The following is an 18,460-nucleotide window of genomic DNA, read 5'->3' as shown; positions in this document are numbered from 1 at the left end:
TGAGTGTCCCCAGCGCCACCGGGATCACGAGTCGGCGGTGGCGGGGGTTCATGCGGCGAGTCTAGGTGGAGCGGTCACGACTGCGGCCCTGGACCACCCGGAAGGGCCCGCCCGGACCGGTGCCGAACCGCCGGCCGTCCTGACCGTCGAACCACGGGCCCGGATCGCCCAGCACGAATGCCCGCGCGTTGCGGGAGTACGACTCACCGAGCGGCGAGGCAGACCGGCGGGCACTGCTCATCTCGAGCCCGGCTGCGGCCACCGCGTGGTCGACTCCCCTGATCTCGGCACCGAGCACGATGATGCCTCCGCACGTGACGACGAAGGGCACCCCCTTCGCGGATCCGACGCCGCCGATGAGCGCGTCCATCCGAGCGCCCAGGTGCCACCACGCGCGGGCCGCGTCGAGCTGCTCCGCCCGTGGCGCCAGCACGTCGGCGCCGCGCCACGACCGCCACGGCGTGCGCTCGTCCGGCTCGCGTGGCGCGACCCTGGCGACGAACACGGGCCGGCTCGTGCGCTGCCGGATCTCGCAGGGCGGATCCATCCGGTCGAGCACGTCGCGCACCTCCCGGGCGTCGTAGAGCAGGCCCGTGCTCACCTCGACCGGTCGCCCGGCCACACCGGCCTTCAAGGCGCTGCGCGCCGCGTCGCGGCCGATGCCGGGCACCATGAGGTGGCGGGTCGCCTGGCGTTCGGTCCACAGCTCCATCCTCCCGACGCTAGGCCGCAGGGCGCCCCCGTGGGCGGCCATCCACAGCCCCGCCGACGCAGATCCGCTGACTGCCTGGCCGCCCGGCCAACGAAGGCCGTGAGCAGTTCATGTTCGCCACCACGTGTACGCGAGTGCCGCCCACCACTCCCGTACATCTGGCGGGGAACATGAACTGACCCGTGCGGCCGGACCGGCTCACCAGTGCTCGAGCGAGTCCCGGAAGACGGCGGCGAGGTGGTCGGCGGTGACCTCGAGGGGGGCAGTCGCGAGCAGGCGCTGCTGCTTGAGGGCACCCTCGACCAGGTCGTCGACGTCGGCGGGGCCGTAGCCGAGCTCCGCGAGCCCGCTCGGCAGGCCCACGTCGCGCATGAGGCCGCGCACGACCTCGGGCAGCGGGTCGGTGCCGCCGCCGAGCAGCTCCGCCGCCCGGCGGTGCCGATCGGGCGAGGCCTCGAAGGTCAACGCGAAGGCCGCCGGAGCGGTCATCGCCACCGCCATGCCGTGCGGCACGATCGGATCGTCGGCGGGATAGCCCTCGGGCCGGTAGTCGCGCACGCGGCCGGCGATCGGGTAGGCGCAGGCGTGCGGCACGTGGACGCCTGCGTTGCCGAAGCCGAGGCCGGCGAAGGTGGCCGCCAGCGCCATCTGCTCGCGTGCCTCACGGTCCTCGCCGTCGCGCACTGCCCGACGGAAGGAGCCGGCCAGGAGGGACAGCGACTTCTCGGCCCACATGTCGGCGATGGGGTTGGCGCCGCAGTAGGGGACGCGCTGCTCGGGCCGCTTTGCGTCGAAGTCGGCGTACCAGCGGGCGGTATAGCTCTCCAGCGCGTGGCAGAGGATGTCCATGCCGGCCGACGCGGTCACCATCGCCGGCTGCGTGGCGGTGAGGTCGGGGTCGACCACCGCCAGGGTGGGGCGGAGCCGGGCGTGGGAGATGCCGGTCTTGACCTGGAGGGCGAGCACGTCGAGGACGCAGATGGTGGTCGACTCGGCGCCGGTGCCGGTCGTCGTGGGGACGGCGACCAGCGGGAGCAGCGGATGGTCCGGAGCCCGGCCGCCGCCCACGGGGGCGTTGACGTAGTCCATCAGCGAGCCGCTGTTGGTCAGCAGCAGGTTCACCGCCTTGGCGGTGTCGATCGCCGAGCCGCCGCCGACCGCCACCACGGCGTCGTAGGGGCCGCCGTCGCGCGCGAAGGCGATGGCGTCCTCCAGGGACGCGTCGGTGGGCTCCACGCGGGCGCCGGCGAACACCGTGACGTCGAGCCCTGCGGACCGGAGCCGCTGCGCGATCCGCTCCGGGTGCCCGGTCGCGGCGACGCCGGGGTCCGTGACGAGCAGCACCCGACGCCCGCCCTCGGTCCGCCCGTCGGCAGCGGGCAGCAGCTGGCGGACGTCCCAGCCGATCTCGCCGCTGGCGCCGCGACCGAACTTGAGTCCCGGCGCCGCGTAGGTGAAGACGCTCTCGGTCATCTCACGTCCCCCCGTTCGGAGACAGCCGCGCCGCGTGGCGGACGAGGTCGAGCACCTCGACCCGGCCGTCCTCGACGTCGACGAGGGGCACCCAGGCGACGGCGTCGGTGGTGCCGTCGACCTCCTGCACGCGTGGGGCGCCGGGCCCGACCGTCGCCGCGTAGACCAGGTGGATGCCGTGGTAGTCCTCGATCCGCCCCGACGGCGCGGTGCCGGAGAAGTGGGTGTCGTGCACGCCGAGCAGGCCGCCCACCTCGCAGGGCAGCCCGCACTCCTCCTCGACCTCCCGGGCGAGCGCGTCGGACGGGTGCTCTCCGTGGTCCACGCCGCCGCCGGGGAGGGTCCACCGTCCCGGGTGGGCCGCGCGCGGCGACAGCCGGGTCAGCAGGACCGCGCCGTCGCGCAGCACCAGCGCGTACGCCGCGACCCGCTGCAGCCGGAACGGCTGGTGGTCCACCAGCGCGTCGGTCACCTGCGCGGCGACGGGCACCGCGCCCGAGGCCACGTCGTCGAGCCGGTGCCACGCCGACTCGATCGTGGAGCCGTCCACCTCGACCACGCGCGGACTGGGGGCGTCGGGGGCGACCCAGGCGTCGTAGACGATGCGGATGGCGTGCGCGTCGACGAGCCGGCCGTCCCGCGAGGCACGCGGCAGGTGCGCGCTGTAGACCCGCGCGGTCTCCCCCACCGTCGCGGCGAGTCCGGTCTCCTCGTGGATCTCCCGCACCAGCGCGGCCCGCGGGTCCTCACCGTGGTCGACCCCGCCTCCCGGGAGGGTCCACAGCTCGGTGCGCGAGACCCGCGGTGCGAGGCGGCACAGGAGGATCTCCACGGCGCCCGAGCGCTCGCGCAGCATGACGGCGTACGCCGCCACCCGCTGTCGCCTCGGCAGGGAGCTCATGCCCCCAACCTAGTGAAGTACGGTGAGCGCCGTGTCTCCCACGTCCCGAGATCCGTGGCTCGACAACGTCAAGATGGTGCTGGTCACCCTCGTCGTCGTCGGACACTCGATCGGGCTGGTGGAGGAGACGACCGGCAGCCACTGGGTCTACGACTTCATCTACCTGTGGCACATCCCGGCCTTCGTGTTCGTCAGCGGCTACCTCTCGAAGTCCTTCGAGTGGGACCGGCGCCGGTTGAAGAGCCTCGTCTACACCCTCGCCATCCCCTACCTGCTGTTCGAGCCCGCGCTGGTGTACTTCCGCCGCACCGTGGCCGACGAGCAGGTGACGGGCCCGCTGTGGCTCCAGCCGCACTGGACGATGTGGTACCTCATCGTGCTGCTCATGTGGCGCCTGGTCACGCCGGTCCTCAAGCGGCACTGGCTCTTCCTGCCCCTGTCGGTGATCGTGAGCCTCCTCGGCGGCCTGTGGGACGACGACTCGCTGATGATCCCGCGCTTCCTGGGCCTGCTGCCGTTCTTCGTGCTCGGCCTCCACCTCCAGCCTCGCCACCTCAAGCACCTCGACGACGTCTGGGTCCGGGTCGCGGCGGTGCCGCTGCTGGTCGGGATCGGCGTCATGGCGCTCTACACCGACACGTGGGCGGAGACCGCGCTGCTCTGGTACGACACCGGCTACGACGAGCTGCCGATCGACAACGAGATCGCCTTCCAGACGCGGCTGACCGTGATGATGGTCGGTTTGGTGGGAGCGTTCTCCGCCATGGCGCTGGTGCCGCGCCGCTCCCTCGGGTGGTTCACGACGATGGGCACCGCGACGATGGTGGTCTACCTGTTCCACGGCTTCGTCATCAAGACCGTCAAGGCGCTCGGGTGGCCCGACTTCACCGCGGCCGAGCCGACGCTGGGGCTGGTGCTGACCGTGCTGGGCGCGGTGGCGCTGTCGCTGGTGCTGGCCGCCCCGCCCGTACGCCGCGCGCTCGAGCCGTTCACCAATCCGCTCGGCTGGGCGGAGCGGCGGCGGTCGCGTCGCGACGCTGCGGCGGCACCGCTCAGCTGAACGGCGCCCGCGTGTCGCGGGCCATGGAACGCCGCCCCGCCCAGCGCCACACGCGGGCGGCGCGGTCGCGGTCGGCGTCGTCGACGAGGTTGCCCATCCAGCGCAGCGCGAGCGTCATCAGCCATTCCGAGCGCATCCCGGCCGGCCCCAGTGCGGCCACCACCCGCGGCTGCGTGGCGATCCCCGCGAGCCGGCGGGCGATCGAGAACGCCTCGCCGTAGTGGCCGACCAGCGTCGAGCGCCACGCCTCCCCGAGTCCGGCGCCGCTCGCGATGTGGTCGGCGACCAGGCGGCCGGTCTCGAGGCCGTAGTCGATGCCCTCGCCGTTGAGCGGGTTCACGCAGGCCGCGGCGTCACCGATCAGCGCCCAGTTGGGCCCGGCCACGTTGCTCACCGCGCCACCCATGGGCAGCAGCGCCGAGGTCGGCATCCGCAGCTCGCCGGAGAGCCCGAAGTCCTTGCCGATCGCGTCCGCGTAGGTCTGCATCAGCGGCTTGATGGCCACCTCGGCCGGCCGCCGGCTGGTGGCGAGGGTGCCCGCCCCCAGGTTCACGGTGCCGTCGCCGAGGGGGAAGATCCAGCCGTAGCCGGACACCAGCGCGCCCTGCTCGTCGCGCAGCTCGAGGTGGGAGCTGATCCAGGGGTCGTCGGAGGCGTCGGAGTCGACGTAGGAGCGGCCGGCCACGGCGTAGACGGTGTCGCGGTGCCACTCGCGGCCGAGCAGCTTGCCGAGCGGGGAGCGTACGCCGTCGGCGACGACCAGCCAGCGGCACGCGACCTCGAAGGTGCCGTCGGCGTCGCGGAGCTCCACCGCGGCCACCCGCTCGCCGTCGCGGCGCACGCCGACCGCCCGTAGGCCGTCGACGGCCCTGGCGCCGCTCGCGACCGCGGTCGTGCGCAGGTGGTCGTCGAGCTCGGTGCGTGCCACGGCCGAGCCCCAGTCCGGGAGCGAGCCGCCCGGCCAGGGCAGCTCGAGGACCTGACCGAACCCGTGCGCACGCAGTCCGCGGTTGACGGTGTGGGCACGCAGCCAGTCCTCGAGGCCGAGTCTCTCCATCTCGCCGATGGCCCGCGGGGTGAGACCGTCACCGCACGTCTTGTCGCGCGGGAAGGTGGCCGCGTCGACGAGGAGCACGTCCAGCCCGGCGCGTGCCGCCCAAGCGGCCGCAGCCGAGCCGGCGGGCCCTGCGCCGACGACCAGCACGTCCGCCGAGGTCGGGCGCGTTGAGGCGGTGGTCACGGCGCGATCCTCTCAGACCGACGGGACGCGGCCCCGGCCGGTACGCGCCGAGCCCCGGCCTCCCATGCGGGAGACCGGGGCTCGGCAGGTGGTGCGGACGACCTCGGATCAGTTCTGGTAGGAGCCGAAGTCGAAGTCGTCGAGCGCGACGGCCTGCGACGACGGACCGAAGTCGTAGTCGTAGGAGTCGTAGCCGGTGACCGAGTAGGCCGCGGCACGCGCCTCCTCGGTGGGCTCCACGCGGATGTTGCGGTAGCGCTCGAGGCCGGTGCCGGCCGGGATGAGCTTGCCGATGATCACGTTCTCCTTCAGGCCACGCAGGCTGTCGGAGCGCCCGTTGATGGCGGCGTCGGTGAGCACCCGGGTGGTCTCCTGGAAGGAGGCCGCCGACAGCCACGACTCGGTCGCGAGCGAGGCCTTGGTGATGCCCATCAGCACCGGGCGACCCGAGGCCGGCTTGCCGCCCTCGGAGACCACGCGACGGTTCTCCTCCTCGAACCGCACCCGGTCGACCAGGTCGGACGGGAGCAGGTTGGTGTCACCGGACTCGATGACCGTCACGCGACGCAGCATCTGCCGCACGATGATCTCGATGTGCTTGTCGTGGATCGACACGCCCTGCGAGCGGTAGACCTCCTGCACCTCGTTGACGAGGTGCTCCTGGGCCTTGCGGACACCGAGGATGCGCAGCACGTCCTGCGGGTCGGGCGTACCGGAGGTGATGTGGTGACCCACCTCGATGTGGTCGCCGTCCTCGACGTTGAGGCGCGAGCGCTTCGACACGGGGATCTCCTGGACCTCCGAGCCGTCGTCGGGGGTGACCACGACGACGCGCGCCTTGTCGGTCTCCTCGATCTTCACGCGACCCGCGGACTCCGAGATCGGCGTACGACCCTTGGGCGAGCGGGCCTCGAAGAGCTCGACCACGCGGGGCAGACCCTGCGTGATGTCGTCCGCGGAGGCCACACCACCGGTGTGGAAGGTGCGCATGGTCAGCTGCGTGCCGGGCTCACCGATCGACTGGGCGGCGATGATGCCGACCGCCTCGCCGATGTCGACCAGCTTGCCGGTGGCCAGCGAGCGGCCGTAGCACTTGGCGCAGGTGCCGGTGCGGGCGTCGCAGGTCAGGACCGAGCGGACCTTGACCTCGCTGATGCCGGCCGCGACGAGCTCGCCGATCTTGACGTCGCCGAGGTCCTCCCCGGCGGCAGCGAGGACCTCGCCCGTCTCGGGGTGGGTGATCTCGACCGCGGCGGCCCGGGCGTAGGCCGAGGTCTCCACGTGCTCGTCGTCGATCCGCTTGGGCAGGCCGCGCTCGGTGCCGCAGTCGTCCTCACGGATGATCACGTCCTGCGAGACGTCCACCAGTCGACGGGTCAGGTAGCCCGAGTCGGCGGTGCGCAGCGCGGTGTCGGCGAGACCCTTGCGGGCACCGTGGGTCGAGATGAAGTACTCGAGCACCGACAGGCCCTCGCGGAAGTTGGCCTTGATCGGGCGCGGGATGATCTCGCCCTTCGGGTTGGCCACCAGACCACGCATGGCCGCGACCTGCCGGATCTGGTTCATGTTTCCGGAGGCACCCGAGTCGACCATCATGTAGATCGGGTTCGTGCGGTCGAAGTTGGTCTCCATCGCGCGACCGACCTCGGCAGCAGCCTGGGTCCACAGCTCGATGAGCTCCTGACGACGCTCGTCGTCGGTCATCACACCGCGCTCGTAGTTCTTCTGGACCTTCTCGGCCTGGGCCTCGTAGCGACCGAGGATCTCGGCCTTGCTGTCCGGCGTGGTGACGTCGTCGATCGAGACGGTCACGCCCGAGCGCGTGGCCCAGTGGAAGCCGGCGTCCTTGAGGGCGTCGAGCGACGCGGCGACCTGGACCTTGGTGTAGCGCTCGGCCAGGTCGTTGACGATCGCGCCGAGGCGCTTCTTGCCGACCTCCTCGTTGACGAAGGGGTAGTCGGCCGGCAGCGTGTCGTTGAAGTACACGCGGCCCAGCGTCGTGTCGAGCAGGAGAGCGGTCTGCTCCTCCCAGTCCGCGCCGACCTCGTGGTCGAGCGGGGCGACGACGTCGGTGAGGCGGATGCGGATCCGGCTCTGCAGCGTGATCTCGCCGCGGTCGAAGGCCATGATGGCCTCGGCCGGGGACGAGAAGACGCGACCCTCGCCGATCTCACCCTCGCGGTCGGCGGTCAGCCAGAACAGACCGATGATCATGTCCTGCGAGGGCATGGTCACCGGACGGCCGTCCGACGGCTTGAGGATGTTGTTGGTCGACAGCATCAGGATGCGGGCCTCGGCCTGCGCCTCGGCGGACAGCGGCAGGTGCACGGCCATCTGGTCACCGTCGAAGTCGGCGTTGAACGCGCCGCACACGAGCGGGTGGATCTGGATGGCCTTGCCCTCGATCAGCTGCGGCTCGAAGGCCTGGATGCCGAGGCGGTGCAGGGTGGGCGCACGGTTGAGCAGCACGGGGTGCTCGGTGATGACCTCTTCGAGGACGTCCCACACGACCGGGCGAGCGCGCTCGACCATCCGCTTGGCGGACTTGATGTTCTGCGCGTGCGAGAGGTCGACGAGGCGCTTCATCACGAACGGCTTGAACAGCTCGAGCGCCATCTGCTTGGGCAGACCGCACTGGTGGAGCTTGAGCTGCGGGCCGGACACGATGACCGAACGGCCCGAGTAGTCCACGCGCTTGCCGAGCAGGTTCTGCCGGAAGCGACCCTGCTTGCCCTTGAGCATGTCGGACAGCGACTTGAGCGGGCGGTTGCCCGGTCCGGTGACCGGACGGCCGCGACGACCGTTGTCGAAGAGGCTGTCGACGGCCTCCTGCAGCATCCGCTTCTCGTTGTTGACGATGATCTCGGGAGCGCCGAGGTCGAGCAGTCGCTTGAGGCGGTTGTTGCGGTTGATGACGCGGCGGTAGAGGTCGTTGAGGTCGGAGGTGGCGAAGCGGCCACCGTCGAGCTGGACCATCGGGCGCAGGTCCGGCGGGATCACCGGGACGGCGTCGAGCACCATGCCGATGGGCTGGTTGCCCGTCTTGCGGAACGCGTCGACGACCTTGAGGCGCTTGAGGGCGCGGACCTTGCGCTGGCCCTTGCCGTTGGCGATCGTGTCGCGCAGCGACTCGACCTCGGCCTCGATGTCGAAGTCCTGGAGGCGCTTCTGGATCGCCGTGGCGCCCATGTGGCCCTCGAAGTACTTGCCGAACCAGGTCTTCATCTCGCGGTAGAGCAGCTCGTCGCCGAGCAGGTCCTGCACCTTGAGGTTCTTGAAGGTGTCCCAGACCTCCTCCAGCCGCGCGATCTCACGGTTGGCGCGGTCCCGGAGCTGGTTCATCTCGCGGTCGGCACCGTCGCGCACCTTGCGCTTGGCGTCGGCCTTGGCACCCTCGGCCTCGAGGGTGGCGAGGTCCTCCTCGAGCTTCTTGGCGCGGTCCTCGACGGAGGCGTCGCGGCGCTTCTCGAGGCGCTCGCGCTCCAGGCTGACCTTGTTCTCCAGGGAGTCCTGGTCGCGGTGGCGCGCGTCCTCGTCGACCGAGGTGATCATGTAGGCGGCGAAGTAGATGACCTTCTCGAGGTCCTTCGGCGCCAGGTCGAGCAGGTAGCCCAGGCGCGACGGGACGCCCTTGAAGTACCAGATGTGGGTCACGGGGGCGGCCAGCTCGATGTGGCCCATGCGCTCGCGACGCACCTTGGAGCGAGTCACCTCGACGCCGCAGCGCTCGCAGATGATGCCCTTGAAGCGCACGCGCTTGTACTTGCCGCAGTAGCACTCCCAGTCCCGGGTGGGACCGAAGATCTTCTCGCAGAAGAGGCCGTCACGCTCGGGCTTGAGCGTGCGGTAGTTGATGGTCTCCGGCTTCTTGACCTCGCCGTGGCTCCACGTGCGGATGTCGTCCGCGGTGGCCAGGCCGATCTGAAGCTGGTCGAAGAAGTTAACGTCGAGCACGATGGCTGCAGTCCTTCGTTAGGTACGTGGAAAAAGCTGGGGACTGAGGTGGTACGGCGACCGCGGACGGCCGCCGTACCGACGACTCAGACTTCCTCGACGGAGCTGGGCTCGCGGCGGGACAGGTCGATGCCGAGCTCCTCGGCCGCCCGGAAGACGTCTTCCTCGGCGTCCTTCATCTCGATGGTGGAGCCGTCCTGCGACAGCACCTCCACGTTGAGGCAGAGCGACTGCATCTCCTTGACGAGCACCTTGAACGACTCGGGGATGCCCGAGTCGGGGATGTTCTCGCCCTTGACGATGGCCTCGTAGACCTTCACGCGGCCCGGCACGTCGTCGGACTTGATCGTGAGCAGCTCCTGCAGGGCGTAGGCGGCGCCGTAGGCCTCCATCGCCCAGACCTCCATCTCGCCGAACCGCTGGCCGCCGAACTGGGCCTTACCGCCCAGGGGCTGCTGCGTGATCATCGAGTAGGGGCCGGTCGAGCGCGCGTGGATCTTGTCGTCGACGAGGTGGTGCAGCTTGAGGATGTACATGTAGCCGACCGCCACCGGCTCCGGGAACGGCTCGCCCGAGCGACCGTCGAAGAGGTTGGCCTTGCCGTCCTCCTTGACCATGCGCTCACCGTCACGGTTGGGCAGCGTGGAGCCGAGCAGGCCGGTGATCTCGTCCTCGCGGGCACCGTCGAACACCGGGGTGGCGACCTTGGTGTCGGGGTCGGCCTTGTCGGCGCCGATGGAGATCAGGCGCTGCTTCCACTCGGCCTCGCCCTGCTCGCCGGAGAGGTTGAGGTCCCAGCCCTGCTTGGCCAGCCAGCCGAGGTGCAGCTCGAGGATCTGGCCGATGTTCATGCGTCGCGGCACACCCAGCGGGTTGAGCACGACGTCGACCGGCGTGCCGTCCTCCATGAACGGCATGTCCTCGACGGGCAGGATCTTGGCGATGACGCCCTTGTTGCCGTGGCGTCCGGCGAGCTTGTCGCCGACCGAGATCTTGCGCTTCTGCGCGACGTAGACGCGCACCAGCTGGTTGACACCCGGGGGAAGGTCGTCGCCGTCCTCGCGGTCGAAGACCCGCACGCCGATGACCGTGCCGGACTCGCCGTGCGGCACCTTCATCGAGGTGTCGCGCACCTCGCGCGCCTTCTCGCCGAAGATCGCGCGGAGCAGGCGCTCCTCGGGGGTCAGCTCGGTCTCGCCCTTGGGCGTGACCTTGCCGACCAGGATGTCGCCGGTGGTGACCTCGGCGCCGATGCGGATGATGCCGCGCTCGTCGAGGTCTGCCAGGCCCTCCTCGGAGACGTTCGGGATGTCCCGGGTGATCTCCTCGGGGCCGAGCTTGGTGTCGCGGGCGTCGACCTCGTGCTCCTCGATGTGGATCGAGGTCAGGATGTCCTCCTGCACCAGGCGCTGGCTGAGGATGATCGCGTCCTCGTAGTTGTGACCCTGCCACGGCATGAAGGCGACGAGCAGGTTGGTGCCCAGCGCCATCTCGGCGTCGTCGGTGCAGGGACCGTCGGCGATCGGGGTGCCGACCTCGAGACGGTCACCGGCCTTCACCAGCGGACGCTGGTTGATGCAGGTGCCCTGGTTGGAGCGACGGAACTTGGCCAGCCGGTACGTCTGGTAGGTGCCGTCGTCGTTCATCGTCTCGATGGCGTCGGCGGACACCTCCTTGACCACGCCGGCGTTCTCCGCGACGACCACGTCACCGGCGTCGACGGCGGCGCGGTACTCCATGCCGGTGCCGACGAGCGGGCTGTCGCTGGTGATCAGCGGGACGGCCTGACGCTGCATGTTGGCGCCCATGAGCGCGCGGTTGGCGTCGTCGTGCTCGAGGAACGGGATCAGGGCCGTCGCGACCGACACCATCTGGCGCGGCGAGACGTCCATGTAGTCGACCTCTTCGGCCAGGATCGCGTCGACCTCGCCGTTCTTCTGGCGGACGAGCACGCGCTCCTCGACGAACTTCATGTTCTCGTCGAGCGGAGCGTTGGCCTGCGCGATGACGTAGCGGTCCTCGTCGTCGGCGGTGAGGTAGTCGATCTCGTCGGTGACGACACCCTTGACCACGCGGCGGTAGGGCGTCTCGACGAAGCCGAACGGGTTGATCCGGCCGTAGGAGGCCAGCGAGCCGATCAGGCCGATGTTGGGGCCCTCAGGGGTCTCGATGGGGCACATGCGGCCGTAGTGCGACGGGTGGACGTCACGGACCTCCATGCCGGCGCGGTCGCGCGAGAGACCGCCGGGACCGAGCGCGGACAGGCGACGCTTGTGCGTCAGTCCGGCGATCGGGTTGGTCTGGTCCATGAACTGGCTCAGCTGCGAGGTGCCGAAGAACTCCTTCAGCGCCGCGACCACGGGGCGGATGTTGATCAGGGACTGCGGCGTGATGGCCTCGACGTCCTGGGTCGTCATCCGCTCGCGGACCACGCGCTCCATGCGGGCCAGGCCCGTGCGGAGCTGGTTCTGGATCAGCTCGCCGACCGTGCGCATGCGGCGGTTGCCGAAGTGGTCGATGTCGTCGGCCTGCACCTTGACGGGGGCGCCGTCGGGGCCCTCGACCACGTTGCCGGCAGCGTCGACCAGGTCCGGCGCCTCGCCCTGCACGCCTGCGGCGTGCAGCTGCACGACGTAGCGGATGGCGGCCACGACGTCGTCGATGGTCAGCGTCTGCTGGTCGAAGGCCTCGTGGAGGCCGAGCTTCTTGTTGATCTTGTAGCGCCCCACCTTGGCCAGGTCGTAGCGCTTGGGGTTGAAGTAGTAGTTGTTGAGCAGCGTCTGCGCGGCCTCGGCCGTCGGCGGCTCGCCCGGGCGGAGCTTGCGGTAGATGTCGAGCAGCGCGAGGCGGGTGACCTCGTCGTTGACCTGCTCGGCGGTCGGAGCCTCGCCGCGCGCCTTCTTCTGCAGCTCCTCGTAGACGACCTCGTAGCGGACGCTGTCCTTCTCGAGGGTCAGCATCATCGACTCGTACTGGCCGAACTCCTCGCGGATCTGCTCGGTGGTCCAGCCGAGCGCCTTGAGCAGGACGGTGACGTTCTGCTTGCGCTTGCGGTCCAGGCGCACGCCCACCAGGTCGCGCTTGTCGATCTCGAACTCCAGCCACGCGCCGCGGCTCGGGATGAGCTTGGCGGTGAAGATGTCCTTGTCGGAGGTCTTGTCCGGGGTCGACTCGAAGTAAACGCCGGGCGAGCGCACGAGCTGCGACACGACGACGCGCTCGGTGCCGTTGATGATGAAGGTGCCCTTCTTGGTCATCATGGGGAAGTCGCCCATGAAGACCGTCTGGCCCTTGATCTCACCGGTCTCGTGGTTCATGAACTCGGCCGAGACGTAGAGGGGGCGGGAGTAGGTGAAGTCCTTCTCCTTGCACTCCTCCTCGGTGTACTTCTCGTCCAGGAAGACGGGGTTGTCGAAGGAGAGCATCATCGTCTCGGAGAAGTCCTCGATCGGGGAGATCTCCTCGAAGATCTCCTGCAGACCGGTCTTCTCGGAGACGTCCTCACCGGCAGCCCTGCGGGCAGCCACCGTCTCCTCCCAGCGCTCGTTGCCGACCAGCCAGTCGAAGCTGTCGGTCTGGAGCGAGATGAGGGCGGGAACCTCGAGAGGTTCGGTGATCTTTGCGAAAGAGGTGCGACGGTGATTACCAGCGGAGCTGCGCGCGGCCAAGAGGTGTCCTCACAAATGATCAAGTGATCTCGGCGCCGGCCGACCACCGCAACAGCCGTCCGGAAGGCGTCGGGCATCTGAGGGCAGGCGCAAAGACCAACGATAGCGCAAGTCAGCACACGCCTCAAACGCGGGGGCGATCTCCCGAAGGGACGAGTGCCACGCGTTGCCACGACTATGAACGCCACAGCGCCCGGGGTCAAGCAGGGCGCGCCGCGCCCACCCCTGCGGGGGTCCGCCCGTCAGCCCTGGACCGGAGAGGTGACGAGGTCGTCGACGAGCCACTCGCCGTCCACGAGCTGCATCGACAGCGTGACCTGGTCCTTGTAGACGACCGGCTCGGCGCTGAGCCGGTTGGTCGTCGGCCGGTCGACGAAGACCAGCACCTGCACCCGCTCGTCGGTGGCGCGGACGATGCCGGACGCGACCACCGTGGCGGTGACCTTGGTCCGCGTGCGCGGCGCGTTCTCCTCCAGCACCGCGAACAGCCGGTCGTACTCCTCGCGATAGCTGCCGGTCATCAGTGCCTGCGCTGCGCGCTGGTCGGCCTCGAGGTCCTCGTAGTCGTAGGAGAGCACGGGCACGACGGCGCGCTCCGCGGCGACCTGGGCCTCGCGAGCGGCCGACGAGCCGCCGTCGCCACCCGAGGTCGTCCACACCCACACCGTCGCCGCGACCAGCCCCGCGGCGAGGATGCCGAGACCGGCCAGGAGCCAGGACGGCACGCCGCGGCCCCCGGCGCGGTCCCCGACCACGGCGCTCGCGGGGTCCTCGGTCGGCCCAGCCTCGGCCGGCTCCGCCGGCTGCTCCGCCGACTCCTCCTCCGAGGGCGGCAGGGAGGCGTCGTACGCCGCGCGCGAGGCCGGGTCGAGCAGCACCTTCGCGGCGCGGTTGGAGGCGTCGAAGCGCCGGTCGCCGGGCTCGAGGTCGGCGATCTGGCTCTTCCAGGCCGTGCGCACCTCCTCGGTCGTGGCGTCGCGGGGCACGTCGAGCAGGTCGTACCAGGTGGGGGCGTCGCTCACGGGGCGGTCCCCTCCTCGGGGCTGCTCACCGGCGCGAAGTCGTCGACGAGCCACTCCCCCTCGATCGTCACCAGGTCCACGGTGAACCGGAACGGCAGCGGCTCCTGGTCGACCGTGCGCGCGTCGTCCCCCTTGCCCTGGGTGTAGCTGTCCGTGAACGCACCGGCGACCAGGACCCGCGCGGAGTCGTCGTCGATCGAGGACACCCCGGTCGCGAACACGTCGGCGGTGCGGGTGATCCCGCCCTGCGCGACGAGCTGCTCGGCCGTGGCGACCTGCTCGTCGAAGTCGGCGGCGAACTTCGGCGTGATCACCTCGCGCACCTGCTCGCGGTAGGCCGGCATCCGGCCCGAGGCGTCGAGCATGTCGGGACTGTAGGTCCCCAGCCGACGCACGAACTGGTCGGTCAGGCTCATCACCCGCTCGCGCTCCTCGGGCAGCTCGAGCCCACCGGCGGCCGAGGCGCGGTCGGCGAGGGCGGAGCGGACCAGCAGCGCGATGCAGGCCACCACGACCAGCACCAGCGCGACGGCCGTCGCGGAGCGCACCCGCGGCGTCACTCGCGCGCCAGCAGGGGCTGGAGGTAGAGCCACTTCCACGTCTCCTCTCCCAGGGTGGGCGGCGCCACGCTACCGGCCCGCTCCAGGCGCCTGACCTCCGCGGGATCCGAGGTGAGCGTGCCCGTCTCCGGGTCGTAGGCGAAGTCGGCGGGGCCCCACCCGGTAGCTGCGCGCGGCGCCTGGATGTTCTGCGCTCCGCGGGCGTTGGTCTGCGAGGCCGGGGCGGTGCAGCCCGCGTCCTCCTTCATCGGGCGGTTGCTGCCGTCGAGCGGGGAGCGCCGGTCGGTGTCCTCGTAGCCCGCGTGGCACACGTGCGGCTCCGGGGTCAGGACCATCCCGAAGTGCGCGTCGTACAGTCCCGTGCCGGGCGACTTGGACACCACGGTGAAGCCGCCCTCGACGACGTGGGGATAGATCACCAGCAGCTGCTCGATGCCGTCGAGGTGCCGGACGACGACCTCCCCGGTCGTGACGAGGTTGTTGATCAGGTCGCCGAGCTCGACCTCGTTGTCCTCGAGGAAGACGCGCAGCTCGTTGGCGCCGAGGGAGCCGTCCTCGATGAGTCGGCGCAGGTCCTTGTCGGCACCGGCGACGGTCGTGGAGAACGCCGACAGGTCGCGGGCGAAGCGGCGGAACGCACGCTCGGAGTCGATCTGTCCCTCGAGCACCGTGTTGCTGTCGCGGATCAGGTCCACGGTGACGTCGAAGTTCTGCTCGGCGGCGGTGATGAACTCGGTGCTGCTGTCGAGGATCGTCTGCAGGTCCTCGCCCGCACCGTTGAACGCCAGTCCGAACTCCGAGGTGACCGTGCGCAGGTCCTCCTCGTCGACGCTGCGCACCGTCTCGTCGAGGTGCGTCAGCAGGGTGTCGGTCTGGATCGGCGTCGTCGTGCGGTCCCGGGCGATCTCGGAGTCCTCGCGCAGGAACGGCTCCCCGTCGCTCTGCGGCTGCAGCTCGACGTACTGCTCGCCGACGGCCGAGCGGTTGCCGACCAGCGCGTGGGCGTCGGCGGGGATGTCGTCGAACTCGTCGTCGATGGAGAGCAGGAGGTCGACGCCGTCGTCGGTCAGGACGAGCTGGCTGACCTCCCCCACCCGCACCCCGCGGTAGGAGACCTCCGCGCCCTCGAAGGCGCCGCCGGAGTCCGCGAAGTGCGCCACCACGGTGTAGCTGCGGTCGACGAGGAGCCGGTCGAGGCCGGCGTAGCGGGCGCCGACGAAGCTCACGCCGACCATCGTGATGACCGCGAAGACGAGGAGCTGGACCTTGGTGCGGCGGGTGATCATCGCTGCACCACCATCCCGGGGACGAGCAGGCTCACGAGATCGGGGTCGTAGAGCTCGACGAGCTGTCCCACCGTGGGCCCGCGCGCCGGGTCGGGTGGATCGTCGTACGCCGCCGGGCGCGGCAGGCCGGGCAGCCCGGGCAGGGTGATGGTCGGCAGCGTCGGCAGCGGGACGGTCGGCAGGCTCGGCGTCGGCAGCGGGGTCGGGTTGCCGGTGGTGCTGCACAGGCCGGGGACCGGGAACTGCTGGCACACCACGGTGATCACCGAGCCCGGCAGGCCGAGGCAGGCGGCGACGTCGCCGCGGCGCAGCCCGGCCAGGCAGTCGTTGATGGCGTCGAGGGCGTCCTGGCACAGGCGGCTGGTGTCGGGCAGCGGCCCGTCCTGGGGCAGCGCGCTGAGCGGGATGCACGCCTGCGTGGGCAGCGTCGTCGGGATCGTGGTGGGGACGGCGGTGAGGTCGACGTCGAGGGTGATCGAGAGGTTCGTGTAGTCGCCCATGTGCAGGTTGCGCGCCACCTGCGGGTCACGGCCGACCACCTCGTCGACGAACGGGTAGGTCAAGAACACGTGGAAGGCGTTGGTGAAGTCGTCACCGGACGCCGCGAGCTGCGACAAGACGGGGTGGAGCCGCTCGAGGGAGGTGATGGTGGCTCCCTTCGAGCGGGCGATCACGTCGACCGCCACCGAGGACAGCTCGTCGAGGGCCGTGAGCATCTCGACGAGGTCGTCGCGCTGGCGGTCGATGGAGTGCAGCGCGCTGGGCAGCTCCTCCAGTGCCCGGTCGATGGTCGGGAGCTGCTTCTCGGCCGCGATGGCCAGCCGGTTGAGCGACTCGATCGCGGCGACGATGTCGGCCTTGTTCTCGTCCAGCTGCCCGGTGAGCCCGCGCAGGTTGCGCAGCACCGACCTCGCGGAGTCCTCGCGGCCCTCGAGGGCCGAGTTGAGCTCCTGGGTGATGGTCTTGAGCTGGGCCACGCCACCGCCGTTGAGGAGCAGGCTCAGCGCGCCGAGCACCTCCTCGACCTCGGGGTTGCGACCGGCGCGCTCGATCGGGATCACCTCGCCGTCCTCGAGCCGGTCGGCGACCGCACCCTCCTCCGGTGCGCGCAGCTCCACGAACTTCTCGCCGAGCAGGCTGGTCTGCCGCAGCTCGGCCACCGCGTTGCCCGGCAGGTCGACGTCGCGGCGCAGCTCGAGCGTCACCAGGGCCTGGTAGCCCTGCAGGTCGATCGCGGTCACCTTGCCGACGTTGACGTCGTTGACCTTGACGGTGGACTGCGGCACCAGGTCGAGGACGTCGGCGAACTCGACCTTCACCGTGATCGGGTCCTCGCCGACGTCGGGACCGCCGGGCAGCGGCAGGGAGTACACGCTCGCGTCGCACGCCGAGAGCCACATCGCCGCCCACACGGCCAGCACGAGGACCTTCACCCGCGTCATCGCTCCACCTCCACGAGTCCGCCGAGGGTGGGGTCGAAGACGTCCTGCGCGGGGAGCACGTCGCGCTGCAGCGCACCGGGACGCGGCCGGTCGAGGAGCCGGGTGATCGTGCTGCACGCCTGACCGGAGCGCTCGACCTGCGACACGAAGCCGCAGAGCATCGCGGCGGGGTCGAACTCGAGCTGGTTGACCGACTCGCCGAAGTTGGACCGGGTGTCGAGGGTGCCGGCCTGCGGGTTGTACGTCATCGCCAGGTTGTTGAGCGTCGCCGGGGCCACGTGCAGGATCTCGTCGAGCGCGGCGCGCTGGCGCACCAGCACCTTGGCCACCCGGTTGATGCCCGTGATGTTGCGGCTGAGCGAGTCCTTGTTCTCCTCCACGAAGCCCTTCACCGCCGTCAGGGCCACCGACAGGTTGCGCGTGGCCGCGACCAGCTCCTCGCGCTCGCCCTCGAGCATCGTCGAGACGTCGGCGAGGGACTGGTTGAACTGGCGCACCGTCTGGTCGTTCTCGGCCAGGGTCTGCAGAAAGCCCTCCAGCGCCTCCACGGAGCCGAACAGCTCCTCCTTGTTGCCCGCGAGGGTCTCGCTGAGCCGCGAGAAGTCCGCGATCGTCTGACGGAAGGTCGTGCCCTGGCCGCCGAAGTTGTCCGCTGTCACCGACAACAGGTCGGACAGCGCGCCACCCCGGTTGGCGCCGCGCGGACCGAGTGCCACGTTGAGGCGGTCCAGGCTGTCGTAGATCTGGTCCAGCTCGAGCGGTTCGGCGGTCCGGTCCACGTCGAGCTCGGCGCCGTCGGGCAGCACCTCCCCGCTCCCGTCGTAGGCCGGCGTGAGCTGGACGTAGCGATCGCCGACCACCGACGGGGCGATGATCACCGCGCGTGCGTCGGCCGGCAGCCGCACCTCGCTGTCGTACGTCATCGTGACCGCCACGTCGGTGCCGGTGGGCTCGACGCGGGTGACCGTGCCCACCGGCACGCCGAGGACGCGCACGTCGCTGCCCTCGTAGACCGACACGGTGCGCGGGAAGCGGGCCACGACGCTGCGGCCGGGATCGCCGCCGAGGACGGTGACGGCGGCTGCGACGACGAAGCCGAGCACGACGAGGGGGACGAGGAGTCGCCTGACGAGGTCCATGGC

Annotated in this window: 12 protein-coding genes; 1 reads left to right on the top strand and 11 read right to left on the bottom strand. The window is 70.5% G+C overall.

Annotation, left to right across the window (positions count from 1 at the left end; translation table 11 throughout):
• Positions 1-61: 61 nt before the first annotated feature.
• From J3P41_RS09555 to J3P41_RS09545, 3 genes are all read right to left on the bottom strand, one after another.
• Positions 62-712 (bottom strand): hypothetical protein, encoded by a 651-nt coding sequence (locus J3P41_RS09555; protein ID WP_210650076.1) that lies wholly within the window; start codon positions 710-712, stop codon positions 62-64.
• A 198-nt stretch (positions 713-910) separates the two neighbouring features.
• Entirely contained in the window at positions 911-2,185 is a 1,275-nt protein-coding gene (locus J3P41_RS09550; RefSeq protein WP_210650075.1) for a hydroxyacid-oxoacid transhydrogenase, read from the bottom strand.
• 1 nt (position 2,186) lies between these two features.
• Positions 2,187-3,086: an NUDIX domain-containing protein gene (locus J3P41_RS09545; RefSeq protein ID WP_210650074.1), complete on the bottom strand. Its 900-nt coding sequence runs from the start codon at positions 3,084-3,086 to the stop codon at positions 2,187-2,189.
• 31 nt (positions 3,087-3,117) lie between these two features.
• Here J3P41_RS09545 and J3P41_RS09540 point away from each other — a divergent pair, with 31 nt between their 5' ends.
• Entirely contained in the window at positions 3,118-4,146 is a 1,029-nt protein-coding gene (locus tag J3P41_RS09540; RefSeq protein ID WP_210650073.1) for an acyltransferase family protein, read from the top strand.
• On the opposite strand, the gene J3P41_RS09535 is transcribed toward J3P41_RS09540, so the two are convergent.
• From J3P41_RS09535 to J3P41_RS09500, 8 genes are all read right to left on the bottom strand, one after another.
• On the bottom strand, positions 4,139-5,386 hold the full coding sequence (locus J3P41_RS09535) for a geranylgeranyl reductase family protein (protein ID WP_210650072.1): 1,248 nt from the start codon (positions 5,384-5,386) through the stop codon (positions 4,139-4,141). The genes J3P41_RS09540 and J3P41_RS09535 overlap by 8 nt on opposite strands.
• 108 nt (positions 5,387-5,494) lie before the next feature.
• Complete coding sequence (locus J3P41_RS09530; protein WP_210650071.1) at positions 5,495-9,340, bottom strand: DNA-directed RNA polymerase subunit beta'; 3,846 nt, start codon at positions 9,338-9,340, stop codon at positions 5,495-5,497.
• Between the two features lie 86 nt (positions 9,341-9,426).
• On the bottom strand, positions 9,427-13,008 hold the full coding sequence (locus tag J3P41_RS09525) for a DNA-directed RNA polymerase subunit beta (protein WP_210650070.1): 3,582 nt from the start codon (positions 13,006-13,008) through the stop codon (positions 9,427-9,429).
• 242 nt (positions 13,009-13,250) lie between these two features.
• Entirely contained in the window at positions 13,251-14,030 is a 780-nt protein-coding gene (locus J3P41_RS09520) for a hypothetical protein (protein WP_210650069.1), read from the bottom strand.
• Entirely contained in the window at positions 14,027-14,578 is a 552-nt protein-coding gene (locus tag J3P41_RS09515) for a hypothetical protein (RefSeq protein WP_210650068.1), read from the bottom strand. Before J3P41_RS09515 ends, J3P41_RS09520 begins: the two co-directional genes overlap by 4 nt.
• Positions 14,579-14,586: 8 nt before the next feature.
• Positions 14,587-15,876, bottom strand: a complete 1,290-nt coding sequence (locus tag J3P41_RS09510; RefSeq protein ID WP_210650067.1) for an MCE family protein — start codon at positions 15,874-15,876, stop codon at positions 14,587-14,589.
• Positions 15,873-17,318 carry an MCE family protein gene (locus tag J3P41_RS09505; RefSeq protein ID WP_210650066.1) on the bottom strand — a complete coding sequence of 482 codons (1,446 nt, stop codon included), beginning with the start codon at positions 17,316-17,318 and terminating at the stop codon, positions 15,873-15,875. The genes J3P41_RS09510 and J3P41_RS09505 overlap by 4 nt, the downstream gene beginning before the upstream one ends.
• Positions 17,315-18,457 (bottom strand): MCE family protein, encoded by a 1,143-nt coding sequence (locus J3P41_RS09500; RefSeq protein ID WP_210650065.1) that lies wholly within the window; start codon positions 18,455-18,457, stop codon positions 17,315-17,317. The genes J3P41_RS09505 and J3P41_RS09500 overlap by 4 nt, the downstream gene beginning before the upstream one ends.
• Between the last annotated feature and the right edge of the window lie 3 nt (positions 18,458-18,460).

Source organism: Nocardioides sp. SYSU D00065, assembly GCF_017916425.1.
Taxonomy (GTDB): domain Bacteria; phylum Actinomycetota; class Actinomycetes; order Propionibacteriales; family Nocardioidaceae; genus Nocardioides.
Note: the sequence above shows the minus strand (reverse complement) of the source record. Positions and strands in the feature narration are given on the sequence as shown.

Bases quoted from the DNA above. Each gene is read 5' to 3' on its own strand.
- J3P41_RS09555 (WP_210650076.1), bottom strand. From the start codon at position 712: ATGGAGCTGTGGACCGAACGCCAGGCGACCCGCCACCTCATGGTGCCC.
- J3P41_RS09550 (WP_210650075.1), bottom strand. From the start codon at position 2,185: ATGACCGAGAGCGTCTTCACCTACGCGGCGCCGGGACTCAAGTTCGGT.
- J3P41_RS09545 (WP_210650074.1), bottom strand. From the start codon at position 3,086: ATGAGCTCCCTGCCGAGGCGACAGCGGGTGGCGGCGTACGCCGTCATG.
- J3P41_RS09510 (WP_210650067.1), bottom strand. From the start codon at position 15,876: ATGATCACCCGCCGCACCAAGGTCCAGCTCCTCGTCTTCGCGGTCATC.
- J3P41_RS09505 (WP_210650066.1), bottom strand. From the start codon at position 17,318: ATGACGCGGGTGAAGGTCCTCGTGCTGGCCGTGTGGGCGGCGATGTGG.
- J3P41_RS09500 (WP_210650065.1), bottom strand. From the start codon at position 18,457: ATGGACCTCGTCAGGCGACTCCTCGTCCCCCTCGTCGTGCTCGGCTTC.